The 17,889-nt window shown below is 45.2% G+C and carries 16 protein-coding genes; 1 reads left to right on the forward strand and 15 read right to left on the reverse strand.

The window, feature by feature from the left end; genetic code table 11:
- Positions 1-6: 6 nt before the first annotated feature.
- The 8 genes from dhaK to LQE92_RS11415 all read right to left on the reverse strand — a co-directional run bounded on the left by dhaK (position 7) and on the right by LQE92_RS11415 (position 8,056).
- Positions 7-1,002, reverse strand: a complete 996-nt coding sequence (gene dhaK, locus LQE92_RS11380; protein WP_231063078.1) for a dihydroxyacetone kinase subunit DhaK — start codon at positions 1,000-1,002, stop codon at positions 7-9.
- Between the two features lie 30 nt (positions 1,003-1,032).
- Positions 1,033-2,187: an amidohydrolase family protein gene (locus LQE92_RS11385; RefSeq protein ID WP_231063079.1), complete on the reverse strand. Its 1,155-nt coding sequence runs from the start codon at positions 2,185-2,187 to the stop codon at positions 1,033-1,035.
- 12 nt (positions 2,188-2,199) lie between these two features.
- Entirely contained in the window at positions 2,200-2,904 is a 705-nt protein-coding gene (locus LQE92_RS11390) for an ABC transporter ATP-binding protein (RefSeq protein ID WP_231063080.1), read from the reverse strand.
- Positions 2,901-3,671 carry an ABC transporter ATP-binding protein gene (locus LQE92_RS11395; protein ID WP_231063081.1) on the reverse strand — a complete coding sequence of 257 codons (771 nt, stop codon included), beginning with the start codon at positions 3,669-3,671 and terminating at the stop codon, positions 2,901-2,903. The genes LQE92_RS11390 and LQE92_RS11395 overlap by 4 nt, the downstream gene beginning before the upstream one ends.
- Positions 3,668-4,702, reverse strand: a complete 1,035-nt coding sequence (locus LQE92_RS11400; RefSeq protein WP_231063082.1) for a branched-chain amino acid ABC transporter permease — start codon at positions 4,700-4,702, stop codon at positions 3,668-3,670. Before LQE92_RS11400 ends, LQE92_RS11395 begins: the two co-directional genes overlap by 4 nt.
- 13 nt (positions 4,703-4,715) lie before the next feature.
- On the reverse strand, positions 4,716-5,594 hold the full coding sequence (locus tag LQE92_RS11405) for a branched-chain amino acid ABC transporter permease (RefSeq protein ID WP_231063083.1): 879 nt from the start codon (positions 5,592-5,594) through the stop codon (positions 4,716-4,718).
- Between the two features lie 64 nt (positions 5,595-5,658).
- On the reverse strand, positions 5,659-6,822 hold the full coding sequence (locus tag LQE92_RS11410) for an amidohydrolase family protein (RefSeq protein WP_231063084.1): 1,164 nt from the start codon (positions 6,820-6,822) through the stop codon (positions 5,659-5,661).
- Between the two features lie 43 nt (positions 6,823-6,865).
- The gene (locus LQE92_RS11415) at positions 6,866-8,056 is read right to left on the reverse strand and encodes an ABC transporter substrate-binding protein (protein WP_231063085.1); all 1,191 of its coding nucleotides are present in this window, start codon (positions 8,054-8,056) and stop codon (positions 6,866-6,868) included.
- Positions 8,057-8,260: 204 nt separating this feature from the next.
- Between LQE92_RS11415 and LQE92_RS11420 the strand changes: the two genes are divergently transcribed.
- Positions 8,261-9,301, forward strand: coding sequence for a LacI family DNA-binding transcriptional regulator (locus tag LQE92_RS11420; protein ID WP_231063086.1), 1,041 nt, complete (start codon positions 8,261-8,263; stop codon positions 9,299-9,301).
- A gap of 56 nt (positions 9,302-9,357) precedes the next feature.
- Here the strand turns inward: LQE92_RS11420 and LQE92_RS11425 are convergent, their stop codons facing one another.
- From LQE92_RS11425 to LQE92_RS11455, 7 genes are all read right to left on the reverse strand, one after another.
- On the reverse strand, positions 9,358-12,870 hold the full coding sequence (locus tag LQE92_RS11425; RefSeq protein ID WP_231063087.1) for an ABC transporter permease: 3,513 nt from the start codon (positions 12,868-12,870) through the stop codon (positions 9,358-9,360).
- 31 nt (positions 12,871-12,901) lie between these two features.
- A complete protein-coding gene (locus tag LQE92_RS11430; RefSeq protein ID WP_231063088.1) occupies positions 12,902-13,606 on the reverse strand; it encodes an ABC transporter ATP-binding protein in 705 nt (234 codons plus the stop codon).
- A gap of 135 nt (positions 13,607-13,741) precedes the next feature.
- Positions 13,742-14,359: a cytidylate kinase-like family protein gene (locus LQE92_RS11435; RefSeq protein ID WP_231063089.1), complete on the reverse strand. Its 618-nt coding sequence runs from the start codon at positions 14,357-14,359 to the stop codon at positions 13,742-13,744.
- A gap of 13 nt (positions 14,360-14,372) precedes the next feature.
- Positions 14,373-15,083 (reverse strand): ABC transporter ATP-binding protein, encoded by a 711-nt coding sequence (locus LQE92_RS11440; protein ID WP_231063090.1) that lies wholly within the window; start codon positions 15,081-15,083, stop codon positions 14,373-14,375.
- 12 nt (positions 15,084-15,095) lie between these two features.
- Positions 15,096-15,854, reverse strand: a complete 759-nt coding sequence (locus LQE92_RS11445; protein ID WP_231063091.1) for an ABC transporter ATP-binding protein — start codon at positions 15,852-15,854, stop codon at positions 15,096-15,098.
- A gap of 1 nt (position 15,855) precedes the next feature.
- Positions 15,856-16,923 (reverse strand): branched-chain amino acid ABC transporter permease, encoded by a 1,068-nt coding sequence (locus tag LQE92_RS11450; protein ID WP_231063092.1) that lies wholly within the window; start codon positions 16,921-16,923, stop codon positions 15,856-15,858.
- Positions 16,924-16,934: 11 nt separating this feature from the next.
- The gene (locus tag LQE92_RS11455) at positions 16,935-17,816 is read right to left on the reverse strand and encodes a branched-chain amino acid ABC transporter permease (protein WP_231063093.1); all 882 of its coding nucleotides are present in this window, start codon (positions 17,814-17,816) and stop codon (positions 16,935-16,937) included.
- Between the last annotated feature and the right edge of the window lie 73 nt (positions 17,817-17,889).

Below are 17,889 nucleotides of genomic sequence, written 5' to 3' on the forward strand. Positions count from 1 at the left end.
CAAATTTTACTTATCCAATATTTTCAGAGCCGGTGTATCACAAGGAGCATCCAGCAATTCTTTTAATTCATCATCCAGCTTCATTAAGGTAAGGGAACAGCCCGCCATATCCAATGACGTACAGAAATTGCCTACAAATGTTTTATATACCTTGATTTCCCGATCTTTTAATAAGTTTTGGACCTCACGATTCATGATATATAATTCCATAAGCGGCGTTGCTCCAAGTCCATTGACCATGACCGCAACTTCACTTTCTGAATAATCATAATCCTTCAGGATTCTTTCCAGCAGATCTTTTGCTAATTCTTTTGCCGGCTTAATTTCAGAACGCCCCACCCCAGGCTCTCCATGGATTCCCATGCCGATTTCAATTTCATTATCCGCCATCTCGAATCCCGGTTTCCCCACTGACGGAAGCGTACAGGAACTCATTGCCATTCCCACACTGCGAATATTGGCAATCGCATGCTCTGCCGCTTGTTTTACTTCCTTCAAAGCAGCACCCTGTTCTGCCTTTGCCCCCGCGATTTTATGTACGAAAACAGTTCCCGCGATTCCTCTCCGTCCGGTTGAATAGGTGCTATCCGGTACGGCAACATCATCTTTAACCACAACCGTTTCAACTTCAACATCATCCATCTCAGCAAGCTCAGCAGAAAAACCAAAATTCATAATATCTCCGGAATAATTCTTAACAACCATGAGAACGCCTTTTCCCTTATTGACCTGGCGGATCGCTTCTGTAATGCGATCCGGACTCGGTGAAGAGAATACATTGCCTGCAATGGCAGCATCCAGCATACCGATTCCCACATAGCCAGCGTGAAGTGGTTCATGTCCTGCACCTCCTCCTGAGATGACAGCGACCTTATCTCCTTTTTCTTTTCTTGTAATGATTTCCAGATCCGGTGTATAGGTCAGTTTATCCGGATATGCGAGCTGCAGTCCTTCCATCGCTTCTCCCACCGCTTTTGATGGATCATTCATCAGTTTTTTCATAGCCTTCCCCTTTCCGGTAAAATACACACTTTATATTTTCTTTAAACAGTACAAATCCTCTGCATTTTTTCTCAGAATCATATCTCCTATTCCTTCACAATACGCTCTTGAGAAATAATTTTTATTGATATAGTCTTCCAGTGTTTCAGCCAGCACTCTTTTAAAATAATTTGCAGCAAACCAGGACTGGTCAACATTTCCGCCGCCGTCTGATCCATACATGATCTTATTATGAGGACATACATCCAGTACTTTTCTAAACTCTGTTTCAACAGCTCGTCCCAGATAGGAAACCGTTGAGGATATATCCAAATATACGTTTGTATAATTCGCCGCCAAAAAAGCGGACTCATATCCATATGGAAACCCGGAATGAACAATAACGATTTTCGTTTGCTTCCCTATATCAGTATTAATGAGTTCATATAAGTCATTGGGATTCATAAGTCTCAGGTCGCATGCCGGCGGGTCACCCACCCCGGAATGAATCTGAAAAGCGATTCCATACTGATGTGCAAGCTCCATTCCATGATAAACCATATAGTCTCGAAATGGCTTGTCCTTCCTGTCAGAAATATATTTCCCTTGATAAACTGTCTCATAGTTTACCCGGGCTTCTTCATACGTAACCGGTGCCCATTTCAATCCAGTATAATATCCGACAACTGTTTTAATCCCTGCAACTGAATGATCCTTTATATAATCCTTCACATATTGGTCGAATGCTTTCAGCATCTCTTCAAAAGATAAATTTTTACGATAAAGGTATCTGTCACATGTAGTTTCAACTCGTATCAGATCATAAACCTGACAAACATCCTCCATTGTCTCATGAAAAACCTTAAATTCATTCGGAGTTAATCCTTCCCCGGTAATTGGAAAGCCAGAATCGGATATCATGGAGACGATTCCTGCATCTTGATACAATGCCTTTACAAAGCCCTTGTAGTCCGCTTTTGCTTTTTCATTACGAATTTCAACAACTTCTTCCTCATTTGCATGAGAAAGCTGAAACAAACGCTTGTATTCCTGTAAAGCCATCTGATAAGATGTCAGATAATGAAAATCTTTAAGACCTTTGTGGGTACACATGGAAAACGCGTATGTAAAATCCTCTTTTTCTCTTGTAGGTATAAAAGGGTGTGCATGTGAATCAACAATTGTTATTTCCCGAAAATCAAGCATAAGCGCCTCCCTTTATCCTAAATAGGCCTTTACAACGGTATCGGAACGCAATAAGTTTTCCGCGGTATCTTCTGTTACAATACGTCCTGACTCAATCACATAGCACCGGTCCGCAGTTTTAAGGGCCATACGTGCATTTTGTTCTACCAGAATAATGGTAACTCCCATCTCGCGGATACGGCCGAATAGTTTAAAAATATCTGTAATGATCAAAGGCGCAAGCCCCAGAGAAGGTTCATCCAGCATCAGCACTTTCGGTTTTGCCATCATGGCTCGTCCGATTGCAAGCATCTGCTGTTCTCCGCCTGATAAAGTACCTCCCATTTGATGGATTCTCTCTTTGAGAATTGGAAAGAGTGTAAAGACCGTCTCCAGTTCTTTTTCGTTTTCGGATGTACTTCCGAAATATCCGCCTAACATCAAATTATCCTTGACCGTAAATCCGGGAAAAATGTGACGTGCTTCTGGCGCCAGAATGACACCGCTTTTCACAATTTTTCTCGTTTCTTTTTTTGTGATATCTTCTCCTTTAAACGTTATTTTACCTGCCGCTTTCGGAACAAGGCCCATAATTGAATTCATAAGAGTCGATTTTCCAGCTCCATTTGCTCCGATCAGAGTAATGATTTCTCCCTCATTAACGTCAAGGGAAATTCCTCTAAGCGCTTGAATTCCACCGTAGCGTACTTTCAAATCTTTGACAGAAAGGATGCTCATTCTTCCTCCTCCTTTCCAAGATAAGCATTGATCACATCCGGATTCGTCTTAACTTCACCAGGAGTTCCGGCACATATCAGTTCACCATGATTTAACACATATAAACGATCACATACATTCATAACAAATTTCATGTCATGCTCGATCAAAATAATAGTATACCCGGAGTCTCTCAGTTTGCTGACTGTTATTAACAGATCAGCTGTTTCCTGTTCATTCATTCCGGCTGCCGGCTCATCCAGCAGCAAAATGGTTGCATCCGTTGCCATAGCCCTTGCAATTTCCAGCCTTCTCTGTTCCCCATAAGGCAGACTTGCGGGAGAATCATATTTGTAATCCAAAAGCCCCATTGTTTCCAGGATTTCCAATGCCTTTTGCTCTTGCAGCTTTTCTTCTCTTCTCTTTTTAGGAGTATTAAAAAGATTATCAAAGATTGACGCCTTTGACCTGCAGCACATTCCCATCATGACATTATCAAGAACTGACATTTGTTTAAAAAGCCGGATGTTCTGGAATGTTCTTGCAAAACCCAAACGTGTGATCTCATATTTTTTTAATCCGTTTATTTTCTTTTCATTCAGCATAATGGTTCCAGCGGTGGGCTGATAAACGCCTGTTATAATATTAAATAAGGTCGTCTTTCCTGCTCCATTTGGACCGATCACTCCGACAATTTCACCGAAACGCACTTCCATATTTACATCATTCAGCGCTGTCAAACCGCCAAACTTTTGCGTAAGACCAGTCACAACAAGGTTTGCGTTCATTCTCCGCCACCCCCTTTTCGCTCAGTCTTCTTTCGCCTGTCCAGTATTTTCTTCCTTATCAATTTAAGATCCAGGTTGCCAAGCAGTCCACCTGGCATAAAGTTCATCATAATCACCATCAAAGCTCCATAAATCAAGAGGCGGTACTGAAGTAATCCTCTCATGAGCTCAGGCAGTACGGTTAATATGATACATCCTAAAAACGTGCCCGGAATGCTGCCAAGGCCGCCAAAAATGATCATTACAATATATTCCTGTGATACGGCGCTGGTAAAGCTGGAAGGATGAATAAACGTCACATACTGTGCATAAAATGCTCCGACAAATCCACAGATGGCTGCGGAAATAATAAAATTCACACGCTTTATATGTACAATATTAATTCCCATTGTCTCTGCAGCCGAGTCGTCATCCCGGATTGATTTTAAGGAAAGACCAAAATTAGAATTGACCAGATTTTTAATCAAAATGGTTACAATAACAAGAATGATAAGTGCTATAATATAATTTGCTCTTCCGGATTTAAGCTTATTTCCAAAGATGGTAACGGATGGAATGTTCATAATACCCAGAGAACCTCTTGTGAGTTCCTGCCAGTTCATTTCAACTATTCTTATGATCTCACAAAATCCCATCGTAACAATTGAAAGATAATATCCCTTTAGCTTAAGCGTAGGAAGGGCAATCAAGAATCCAAATCCCGCTGCGGTCACCATTCCAAAAACCATTGCAGCCAAAGACGGTAAGCCCAGACGCATTACGCTCAAAGCTCCGGCATAAGCTCCTATTCCAAAAAAAGCTACAGTCGCAAAAGACATTTGACCCATATATCCCTGTACTAAATTCAACGCAAGCCCAAGAACAATATTGATCAAACAAAGTGTTGAAATTCTCAAAAAGTATTTATTTGTTGTCAAAAACGGAAACGCGGTCACGATAATGATCAATATGATCATAATAGGGATTTGATGCATAGCGATGAACTCAATTACGCCTGTCCATGCTTTTTTCAGAAAATTTATACTCTTCATATGCGTCTTCTCCTTACATTTTATCGACATTATTCTTTCCGAAAATTCCCGAAGGTTTTACAAGAAGAACAATGATGAGAATAGCAAACGCGATCGCATCGCGATATCCGGCGCTGATATAGCTGGCTCCAATAGATTCCGCCAGCCCTACGATCAAACCGCCTAAAACCGCTCCCGGCAAAGATCCTACGCCGCCCAATACAGCGGCGGCAAACGTTTTCATTCCAACAATAAAACTCATATTTGTATCAATGTTCTGATAATAAGATCCGACCAGAACACCTGAAATACATGCCAGCATGGCTGCAGCCACAAAGGTCAGTGTGATAACAAGAGAAACATCGATTCCCATTAATTTTGCACACATCTGATCCTGCGAGACAGCCAGCATGGATTTTCCTATTTTTGTTTTGTAAACAACAAACGACACAGCCAACATAAGTAAAATGCAAGTAATGAAAATAAAAATTTGTGTTCCACTTATGATCGTTTTTCCTATTGTTATCTTCCCAAAATTAAGAAAATTTGGAAAAGCTTTTGTTTCCGTGCCAACCCAGATCTGAATCGCATTTTCTATGAAAGTGCCAACACCCAGAGTAGAGATAAGCGCAGACATCCTCGGAGCATTCTTTTTTCTTAATCTTCGAAGTCCAACAAAATCAACCACATAGCCAACCGCTCCCAGTGTAATTACCGCAAGCGGAACAGCCAGTGGAGCGCTTGCCCCAAACCTCATCATTAATACATAAATAAAATATGCGCCCAGCATATATTCCGCACCATTTGCAAAATTGATCAGGCGCAGGACGCCGAACACCAGTGAATATCCAATGGCAACTAAGGCATATGTTGATCCTATTGTAAGTCCATTTACTATCTGTTGGAGAAACACCTATCTCATCCCCCCTATTCTTATAGTACATGCAACGCTGTTTCACAGCGTTGCATGTCATTGCCTATATGTTGTAAACTCGTTTTACATTGTTATAAAGTATGTCTTCTGCACTCTGCATAGCAAATTCATAGGTAATATATCCATCCTCGATCAGCTCTTCCAGAATGCGGGCATATACCTTTTTAAAATTCATCGCTCCAAACCATAAGCCTTCCAAAATCAAACCAGCGTCTGTTCCAAAAAACAGTTTCTTTGTAGGACAAAGTTCCAAAAGTGCTTTCAGCTTGTCATACGCTGAAATCCCGGCAAAGGGAATAAAAGAAGAACAGTCACAATATACATTGTCAAAATGGTTGGCCAGCATACCCAATTCCTCACAGTAAGGATAACCTCCATGGATCAAAACAATTTTTGTCCCCATGACGCGGGGATCGTTCAATGCATCCGTCAGGTTTGCCGGATTCACCCGAATGATATGACAGTGGGGCGTATCTCCTAATCCTGTGTGCACCTGAAGGGGAATATCCAGTTCTTTACAAATCTCACAAGCTTTGATAAAGATGAAATCCCGGAACATCTTGTTATATTCCCAGCACTCCTTTTTGTAGAGGTATAAGTAGTATCCCTTACGGAACTCATCCCTGGTAACCGGGTGTACATCTAATCCCGTGTAATATGCGACAACGGATTTCAATGCGATTAAATTTTTTTCTCTGACCAATGCTTTTGTTTCTTCTACAAGGCGCCGCTCAAATTCATCGAAAGATGGTTCTTCTGCAACAATACGGTTAGCTACCCATTCAATTCTGTCAATGTTATAGATATCTGAATATCCAGCACAGGCATCCCTGTATTCTCTAATTTCTGCATCTGTCAATTTGCTTTCTGGATTTGTGATCTGTGAAATGGGAAATCCAAAATCACATAGAAAACCTTTAATGTTTTGGCTTTTGAATAGTTTATGTGCATAGTTTTTTCTATCTTCTCTTGCGTATTTATTTCTTACTGCAAGAATTTCTTCTTCTGTAGCATCTTTTGGTAGATCAAAAAATTTTCTCAGAGCATTTAATACCTGCTGATAATAGAATGTACTTTTCATATTCTCAGTAGATACTGGATATAAACCAATGCAAAAATTATCTGCAAACGTCTCTGGCTCCCGATCCAGCACAAATGGATGACAGTGATTATCAATCACAGGGATTTTTGATAAATCAATTTTCATAACTTCTCTCCTGTTATTTCGTGGAACGCGATTAGGAATCTTATTATTGTCCAATATAAGTAAATGCACCATCTTCTACCTGAAACCAGAACAACTGTTTTTCAGGATGTCTAGTCTCATCAAAAGTGATAGGTCCGCAAGCGCCGGGCCAATCTTTTACATTGCTCAGCCACTTAACGATCGCATCTCCATCTGTTCCAACTTCTTTCATAGCATCAACAAGCAGCATAAACGCATCATGAGAATTTGTTGCATACACATCGATATTTTCCATATCTGTTTTTTCATTTAGTAATTTCTTTAATGCAATAAACGTCTCATCTGTTGTTTCAGGATAAATAAAATTGCATACCTTTGTTCCTTCACTTGCTTCACCAGCGGCCTCGAGGAATGCGTCTGTATAGCACATAGAACATGCATATTTCTGGATGTCCATGTCAAGCTGACCCATCTGTGTACAGATCATGGCAGTATCTGCATAAGAAGGAACAATATAAACAGCCTCGGCTCCTGCTTCTTTGATTTTAGAAAGTAAGGGAGTAAAATCAGATGTCTGTCCAGAAATATATTCTTCGACATCTACAATCTCAAGACCGGCTTCTGTAACATCGGTCTTCCATCTCTCAATTATATTAAGGCCATAGTCGTCATTCGCATAAATAGCTGCAACTTTTTTATATCCATCGGCAATCATCCGCTGTGCGATCACGCCGCCTTCAAAAGTAGCAAGACAAGAAATGGAGAAAATATGATCACCGGTAGGTGTAATATCAACATGAGACGCCTGAGGTGTGATCATGGGAATTCCCGCTTCCTCAAATACAGGAGCAGCAGCAAGTGTTGGCGAAGAGGTTTGGCTGCCAATTACTGCAACAACTTCAGGATCCGATACGATAAGATTTGCAACATTTAACGCTTCTTTTGGATCATTCTTATCATCATAAACTACAACTTCTACATTTCTTCCATTGATCCCGCCCTCTGAATTCACTTTTTCGCAAAGTGCATTGAGTGTTGCCTGATAGGTAAGTCCATATTGGGCATTATTTCCGGTCAGCGGGCCATAGAGTGCGATTTTAACTGTACCTTCTGCATTTCCTGCAGCCTCAGTCCCCTCCGATGTTCCGGCATCACCACTGGATGTTTCTTCTTTTTTTTCGCCGCAGCCAGCCAAAGCGGAAATCATCATAATGACACTTAATGTAATACCTGCAATTCTCCTCATCTTCTTCATTTCTCATCCTCCTTTGAAATATTGTGAAAATAATGTAATCGTTTACATAAATTTATCATATATTTCCTATGTTGTAAATTGATATATTTTACATATATTTAAAAGTTGTTTTGTAGATTTTTCACATATTTTCGAGTTTTATTTATTCTGACTTGTTTTATTTTTTTGCTGTTTTATAATCGTTATTGTAACGTTGCATTTGGATTGTATCGGAGGTGTAATATTAAAAGAAATCTAACTATAAAAGATGTTGCAAAAAAAGCCGGAGTTTCTGTCGCAACTGTTTCCCGTGTTCTCAATTCCAGTACTTCAGTCAGACGGGAAACGGCTAAAATTGTTCAGGATGCAATCAATGAACTTGAATATATTCCCAATAATATAGCGACAAATTTGAAGACAGATCAATCTCATGTGATAGCATTTGTGGTAACAGATGTTAAAAACTCTGTATTGACATATCTTATATCTTCAATTCAAAATGTCCTTTGGGATCACAATTATTTTATGATGTTTTTTGCAACAAATGGGGATCCTGATAGAGAGACTTCTATCTTACGATTTATAGCACAGCAAAGAGTAGACGGAATCATTTTAAATTCGTGTACGAACGAGAAAATCGTCACGAAGCTCAGCAAACAGATTCCAATAGTTTTGACGGGAAATGATATCACCGATCCTAACTTCATTGGTGATTTTATAGATACAGATAATCATGCAGCAACTTATATGTTAACTTCCCATTTGATTTCACAAGGACATAGAAATATAGGAATTATCAATGGGCCTCATAATCTTGACGTCTCATATGAGCGATTCTGCGGTTATCAGTCAGCTCTTGCCGTTATTGGTTTAAATGTTATTGAATCCAGTCCATTGGTATATCAAGGTAATTTTGATAGAATCAGCGGATTCAATGCTGCGAAGAGCCTTCTCTCATTGACTGAGAATCGCCCAACTGCTTTACTTATTACAAACAATGAAATGATGAAGGGCGTACTACAATACTGTCTTGAAAACAAAATTAATATTCCAGACGATTTATCAATTGTAACTATCGGAAATCGGTGCCAGCTGGATCTGTTATACATTTCGCCCACCTATATGGAAACAAATCTAGAAGAAATTGGAGAGCGTCTTGCCCGTCTGCTCTTGGAACGAATAGAAAAAGATCATAAAATTCCGAAAAGGATATTACGAGTTCCAGCTTTTTTCCATAATGGAACAACCGTAAAACCAATTGTCTGATCTTCAAATTTTCACATTTTTGAAACCGATAGTAATTAAGACGGATTGGTTCAAGTTTATTCCACACTTTTGAGGGATTCTACCATATCAATCTTTCTGAGCTTATAGAACATGGCGGCGTTGACCAGAAATGCGAACAGCAGCGTAAGGACAATCCCCCAAAGATAACTCAGCGGATGCACCACACGGCCGAACATGATCAGATCCACTTCCACGGTCTCAATGACAAAGCGGTGAAGTATATTTCCCATGAAAATGCCTGCCGCGATACCGATGAATGTCAGAAGTACATTTTCCCGGTACACATAAGAGGCCAGCTCCAGATCATAAAAGCCGAGCAGCTTAATGGTGGCCAGCTCCCGCCTTCGTTCTGTAATATTGATATTATTCAGGTTATACAGGACGACAAAGGCCAGCAGCCCGGCTGAGATGATCAAAACCCAGACGACCGTGTCCAGGCTTCCGAGCATATCCATGATCGTCTTGTTCATATCGGATACCAGTACGACACCGGACACCACATCATGCTCCAGGAGACGTTTCGACAGCTCACGGCCCTTCTCTTCCTGCGCGTCCTTTAGCTTCAGGTATTCCGTATTGCATTCCGCTTCCCTGCCATACAGCTGCTGATATAAGGACGGAGACATATAAATATAATTATACACATAATTCTCCGTGATATGCGAGATCTTCACCGGAACCCTGCTGGTGTCACTCTCTTTCAGATAAAAAGAATCTCCTTCCCGGATGTCCAAAAGCTTTGCCAGCTTTTCATTGATGACCGCGCCTTCTTCATCCAGCGTATATTCTTCTCCGCTCAGCCGGCCCCTCAGCACGAAAAAGTCCGGGAACCGTTCCAGATCTTCCGGTACGACCAGATTGACGGCTTTCGTCACACCGTTTGCTTCTCCGTCCATGGACGCCGTATAGGCTCCCAGATACTCCGATATGTTTTCGTCCCCGTCCATCTCTTCATAAAAGGCTTCTTTTTCCTCCCGTCCTCCGTCCGTCGCGATACTGGCCGACGCATCATAAAGCCAAAGCTCTCCGTATTGACCGTCAGATACTGTGTAGATTGAATCCCTCAGTCCGAATCCGACGATCAGCAGAGCCATACAAGCACCGATACCGAACACGGTCATCAAAAGACGTTTTTTATACCGGAACAGATTCCGAAGCGTAGATTTCTGACTGAAATTCATGAGGCGCCACATAGGGCGTATCCGTTCCAGAAGGATCTTTTTCCCCTTCATGGGCGCGACCGGCCGCATCAGCTGAGAAGGCTGGGCCAGAGTTTCTTTACAGCAGGCTGCCAGAGTCGCTCCTGTGGTGCAGACCACCGCAATGGCAGTCGCTCCGAAAGCGTATCCCCAATTATACGGAATCCGGATGATGCTCAGGTTCCCATAGAGAATCTTATAAGTGGTGATGATCACCCATGGAAGCAGCTTTTCTCCTATGAGAAATCCTGCAATACTCCCCAGAAGACTGGCAGAGAGCGCATATAAAATATATTTGGAAGCGATAGACAAGGTGCTGTAGCCGAGCGCCTTCATGGTGCCGATCTCCGTTCTCTTTTCTTCCACCATTCTAGTCATGGTGGTCAGACTCACCAAAGCAGCCACCAAAAAGAAGATCACCGGAAATACTTTTCCGATCGCTCCAATTCTCTTCGTATCGTTGTCAAACTCCACATAAGACTGAACTGACTTCCTGTCCAGCACATACCATTCCGGTTCTTCCAAATCCTCCAGGGCTTCTTTCGCTTCTTCAATCTCCGACCTGGCCTCGGCTATTTTCTCATCGGCCTCGTCTCTCGCGTCTTCATACTCGGCCTTTGCCTCCTGAAGCTCTGTTTCTCCCTCGGACAGCTTCTCCTTCGCTTCCTCCAGCTGCTGCTTCCCGTCGGCTATCTCCTGGCGCCCTTCTTCCAGAGCAGTCTCTCCGTCGGCTATCTCCTGGCGTCCGTCCGAAAGCCCCTGCTCTCCGTCCCTGATTCCGTTTTGAAGCTCCAGAAGAGCTGCCTCTCCATCCTGTATCTGCACTTCTCCATTCTGAATCTCTGCTTCTGCGGCAGTCAAAGCGGACTCTTGTTCAGACATCTCTGTCTCTTTTTTCTCCAGAGCAGCCATGCCCTGGTCATACTGAGCCTGAAGTCCGGTGAGCTCACCTTTTACCCCATCCAGATATTGAAAAACTCCGTCTAATTTTGCCTGGTTTGCATCCAGCGCCTGTTTTCCCAGAAAATATTCCTCATTCTTTTCCGGATTAAGACCTGCCGCCTCCAAGCCTGCACGCAGCTCCTCCAGTTTTCCTCTTTGGATATCCAAAGCTGCCTGAGAAGACTCTGCGTCCGCCAAGCCGCTTTTATATTCTTCCCAGCCGGCGGTCAAATCCTCACCTTTGGCCGTCAGCTCTTCCCTTGCGGCCTCCAGCTGTGCCCGTCCCTCTCCTGCCAGACTTTTTCCTTCCTCCAGCTCTTCTCTCGCCGTTTCCAGCTTTTCTCTGGAGTTCTGCAGTTCCTCCTGTTTTTCAGCCAAAAGCTCTTTTGCATCCGCTGCCTTCTGCTCGTTTAATTCCAGCTGCGCTTTTCCGTCCGCAAGCTTCTGTTCCTTTTCAAAAAGAGTATCCTCCGCATCCCGAAGCTTCTGTTCGTTCTCCGCTATTTCATCCCGGCCCACCTCGAGTTCATTTTCTCCGTCCTCGATCTTTAGCCACGCGTCCCGCAGCTTCTGCTCCGCTTCCTCTTCTTTTTCCTGCAGCTTCTGCTCCGCTTCGCCGATCTCCTCCTGTGCGTCTCCCCGAATCTCCGCCAGGCGGACCCAGCACCGCTCTCCCGCTATATCCTCGATCGCATCTGCTATCTTTTCCGCCTCCGCCTGATACCTTCCGCCGGCGGTAACAAAGCCGTCCAGGCCGTCAGCGGCCGCGTATATCTGCGTGTAGACATCCAGGGAAAAATCTTCCTCCGGCACCATCAGAAATCCCTTAATGTCACCGTTCCCTATGGAAGAATTTCCTCTGTCAAAATTCAGATAATAAGGGCTTGTGCCGATCCCAACGATGGTATAGGTCTCCGTCCCAAGTGTATCGGAAAGCGGTTCATCTGTCCCGGAATACAGTGTAATCTGATCTCCCAGCCCATAATCTGTACTGACTAAAAGCTGTTCATCCAAAAAGCACTCACCCTGTTTTTCCGGGAGACGCCCCTCTTTTATGTTCACCATATTGATATTCTGCGGCATGGAAGAAACATGGAGGACCAGCTCCTTTTCACCATAATGGCAGAGTGCATCCATGGAGTATTCACCTTCTGCAGCCGTGACTCCCGGTATCCGGCGGATCTGCTCCAGATCTCCTTCCGTCAGGCCCATAGTGGACAGAATCCGAAAGTCCATGAAATTAGACTCGTCGGCTACCGCGTCTACGGACAGCCGCATATCCGGCTCTGTCGCCCGTACCCCGGAAAAAAAAGCCACGCCCAGGGCGACAATAAATAAAATCGAGAAGTATCGGTTCAGACTTCTCCTGATCTCCATAAAAAAATCTTTCCGCTGTGCCTGTTTCATCTATCTGACATCTCCAGTTATCTATCGTTTTTTACCACTCTATGTCTTCGACGGGAGTTGGATTCTCGTTTACCGTAATTCGGGATACACGGCCGTTCTTTATCTTTATCACCCGGTCAGCCATGGGGGTCAGCGCGGAATTGTGCGTTATGACGATTACGGTCATTTCCCTTTCCCGGCAGGTATCCTGCAAAAGCTTCAGTATGGATTTTCCGGTCTGGTAGTCCAAAGCGCCCGTCGGCTCATCACACAGCAGGAGCTTCGGATTCTTGGCCAATGCCCTGGCTATGGAAACCCGCTGCTGCTCACCGCCTGAAAGCTGGGACGGAAAATTATCCATGCGCTCTCCCAATCCTACTTCCTTCAGGATTTCCTCTGCATCCAGATGGTCTTTGCAGATCTGGAGCGCCAGCTCCACATTCTCCAGCGCAGTCAGGTTCTGTACCAGGTTATAAAACTGAAATACAAAACCGATGTCCTCCCGGCGGAATCTGGTCATCTTTTTATTATCAAATGCCGCCACGTCCGTTCCGTCCACCAGCACCTGGCCCTCGGACGCCTTATCCATGCCTCCCAGTATATTCAGTACGGTGGTCTTCCCGGCACCGCTGGGGCCCACTACCACCACGAATTCTCCTCTCTCGATGGAAAAGCTCATATCATCCACTGCTTTAATGACTACTTCCCCCATCCGGTAGGTTTTCTTCACATGTACAAGCTCTACAAAAGATGCCATGAAATCCCTCCTAATCCAATCATACCTTATTCAAAAATATCGAAAAGGGGACTGTTCCTCACAGTCCCCTCTTATCATAACTCATTTTTTCGCTGCCGTCATCCTTTTTCTGAACTCCTGCCGGCGAACAGTCCTTTATGAAAAACGGACCTTCAAATATGCTTTGATCTCCTCCACACACTTTTGGAAGCCCAGCTTTCCACTGTTCAGGCACAGATCATAATTTCGCAGATCCTGCCATTCATGACCGGTATAATGCTTGTAAAAATCTCCTCTGTACTTATCGGTGCGCTCAATAAACTTTTTCATTTCCTTAACGGTCATACTGTTCCGTTCCATCGCCTGCTCCAGACAAAACTCCTCCGGCGCATGGACAAACACACTGGCCACATTGGGGAAATCCTTCAGTACAAAATCCGCGCAGCGTCCTATGATAACGCAGGACTGCTCCTCCGCCAGCTTTTTGATGGTCTTTGCCGTATAGTTGAACAGATTGTCATCGGATATGAAATCTCTGTCCTCCGGCTCGATCAGGTCTCCGCGGTAGACCTTAGCTCCCTTGAGCTTGGCAGTCGGTCTCAGTCTCTCGTCCGCGGCCCCAAAGAGCCGTACATGGATCCCGCTGTCCTCTGAGGCCATTTCCAATACCTCTCTGTCATAAAAAGAAATCCCCAGATCCTTTGCCAGCATCTTGCCGATGGTCTTCCCGCCGCTTCCATACTGCCGTGCAATGGTAATAACCACTTTTTCCATGGCCAACCCCCCTTTACTCACCTAAATATGCTTTCTTTATGGACTCATCGTTTAAAAGCTCTCCGGCATTTCCGCTCAGCACGATATTCCCGGTCTCCAGAACATATGCCCGGTCTGCTATGGACAGCGCCTTTTTCGCATTCTGCTCCACCAAAAGCACAGTGGTTCCGGCAGCGCTCACTTCTTCAATGATCTTAAATATCTCATTCACAAAGATGGGAGAAAGTCCCATGGAGGGCTCATCCATCAAAAGAATCTTCGGCTGAGACATCAGCGCCCGCCCCATAGCCAGCATCTGCTGCTCTCCGCCTGACAGAGTCCCTGCCGGCTGATTGCGCCGTTCCTTCAGACGCGGAAATTTCTGATAGACCATCTCCAGGCTGTGGCTGAATTCTTCTTTCTCTCTCCTGATATAGGCGCCCATCTTCAGGTTCTGGTACACGGAAAGGTGTGCAAATACCCGCCGGCCCTCCGGTACATGAGCCATACCCATCTCCACTATTTTATGAGGAGGGATCTTCGTGATATCCTTGCCGCCCAGCGTAACCATTCCTGCCTTTTTCGGGAGCAGGCCGGTAACAGCGTGAAGAGTGGTGGTCTTTCCCGCTCCGTTGGCGCCAATAAGCGCTATGACCTCGCCCTGGCCCACCTCAAAGGAAATCCCTTTCAGAGCCTGAATCATGCCATAATATACCTGTAAATCTTTAACCTCCAGCAATGCCATGTCCTGCTCCTCCTATTCACCCAGATATGCTGTGATCACCTGCGGATCGTTCAGAACAGCCTTTGTCTCGCCCTGGCAGAGAATCTCACCGAAATTTAAGACTGTCACTTCTTCACAGATACCGCTTACCAGCTTCATATCATGCTCTATCAACAGAATCGTCATCTCAAACTCTTTCTGGACGAACTTGATCGTCTGCATCAGCTCTTCCGTCTCATTGGGATTCATGCCCGCCGCCGGCTCATCCAAAAGAAGCAGCTTAGGCTCCGTGGCAAGCGCCCTGGCGATCTCCAGCTTTCTCTGTTTCCCGTACGGAAGGTTGGAGGCTTTATATTCCGCCTCCTTGTCCAGATCGAACACCTTCAAAAGCTCCATGGCCTTTTCGTTCATCTCTTTTTCCACCTTGAAATACCGCGGAAGCCTCAGAAGCCCTTCGATGGTAGAATAGGAATAATTATTGTGCAGACCTGCCTTCACGTTATCCAGCACGGACAGGTTCTTAAACAGCCTGATATTCTGAAAGGTCCGGGCAATGCCCGCCTTATTGATCTCAATGGCTTTCTTTCTGGTTATATCTGCTCCGTCCAGCTTTATAATTCCTTCCGTAGGCTTATATACGCCGGTGAGAAGGTTAAAGATCGTCGTCTTTCCGGCGCCGTTGGGACCGATCAGCCCATACAGCTGCCCTTTTTCTATCTTCACCTCGAACGCATTTACCGCACGGAGTCCCCCGAAGGAAATGCCCAGGTTTTTTACCTCTAACAGCGCCATATCACTTAACCTCCTTTGTACGGGGTTTTCTGAGTCCGCGCAGACGTTCCGCCACCATTTCTTTCAGGCGGCCGCCTCCCTTGCTCCAGTTAAAGATCATCATCAGAATCAAGACAATGGCGTAGATCAGCATCCGGTAATTGGACAGCCCTCTGAGCATCTCCGGAAGCAGGGTCAGGATAAACGCCGCGATTAAAGAGCCCCGTATGTTTCCGATACCGCCCAGCACCACAAATACCAGTATCATGATGGACATATTATAGCCAAAGCTCTTGGGCGACGCCACCAGGGATGACAGGTTATGAGCATACAGAACGCCTGCCACTCCCGCCAGAGCTGCGGATATGGAAAATGCCATGAGCTTGAATTTCGTGATATTGATGCCTATGGATTCCGCTGCTATACGGTCGTCTCTTATGGACATAATCGCCCTGCCTGCACGGGAATTGATCAGATTCAATATGATGATAAGCGCGATCAGAAGCAGGAACATGCCTATCAGAAACGTGGAATCCTTTGGAGTCCCGTTGATTCCCTGCGGGCCGTTCACGATGACCTCACCAGTGGAGTCCAGATTAAGCGCCACGGAATCCTTCATGGAAAAATGCAGCCCGCTGCTGTCCCTGCCGATAAAAAACACATTGATTACGTTTTTAATGATCTCCCCAAAGGCCAGCGTCACAATGGCCAGATAATCCCCCCGCAGACGAAGGACTGGAATACCGATGAGAATCCCGAATAAACCTGCTGCTGCCGCGCCGATCAAAAGCGCAAAGAAAAACCTGAGACCGTCGGGCATCGTCCCTGCCGTCATCTTGGAAAAGAACGCGCTGGCAAAAGCCCCCACGCACATAAACCCCGCATGCCCCAGGCTCAGATCGCCCAGGATTCCGACTACCAGGTTTAAGGAAATGGCCAGGATCATATAAGCGCAGAGCGGTACCAGAAGTCCCCCGATCAGGCTGGAGACAGCGCCCGCAGAGGAAAGGATCTGAATGATGACCGCAGTCAGGATCACGATGCCATAAGTGATGAAATTACTTTTTGTCGTTTTCTGCAAATGTCTCATCTCGCCCCTCCTCACACCTTTTCCTGAATTTTCTTGCCGAAGATCCCGGTGGGCTTCACCAACAGGATTATGATCAGCATAGCAAATACGATCGCATCCGCCAGTTGGGACGAGATATAAGCTTTGGCTAAAATCTCTATAATACCCAGCAGTATACCGCCTACCATAGCCCCCGGTACGGAACCAATCCCTCCGAATACCGCCGCCACGAAAGCCTTGATCCCGGGCATCGCTCCGGTATAGGGGTTCAGAGACGGATAGGCGGAACAGAGGAGCACGCCCGCTATGGCCGCCAGGGCGGAACCGATGGCAAAGGTGAGCGCTATGGTCTTGTTCACATTGATTCCCATAAGCTGCGCCGCTCCCCGGTCTTCAGACACTGCGAGCATAGCCTGGCCGGCTCTCGTCTTGTTGATGAACAGACTGAGTCCCACCACGATCACGATACAAGCCGCGATCGTTACTATGGTCACGCCGGAAATCTGCAGAGCGCCGCCCGCCAGGGAGATTCCCTTAAAGGAAATCACGCTCTTAAATGTCTTTGTATCTGCACCAAACAGAAGAAGCGCCAGGTTCTGCAGGAAATAGCTGACGCCGATGGCCGTGATCAGTACCGCGAGGGGCGGGGCCATCCGCAGAGGCTTATATGCGATTCTCTCGATCACAACGCCCAGCAGCGTACATACCACAATGGACACCAGCACGCCGATCAGAGGAGACAGGCCGGCATTTACCATAGCTAAAAAAGCCGCATAGCCGCCTACCATGATAATGTCTCCATGCGCGAAATTCAGCATCTTGGCAATACCATATACCATGGTATATCCCAGTGCGATTATCGCATATACACTTCCCAAACTGACTCCGTTGATTAAATAGGATAAGAAACTCATTCGCCCTCCTCCAGACTTTTCCTAAATGAAAGAAGGGGTGTCCCAAAGTCATACTTTCGAGACACCCTCGCCT

The sequence above is a fragment of the Lientehia hominis genome (genome assembly GCF_021044755.1).
In the GTDB taxonomy this organism is placed as follows: domain Bacteria; phylum Bacillota; class Clostridia; order Lachnospirales; family Lachnospiraceae; genus Lientehia; species Lientehia hominis.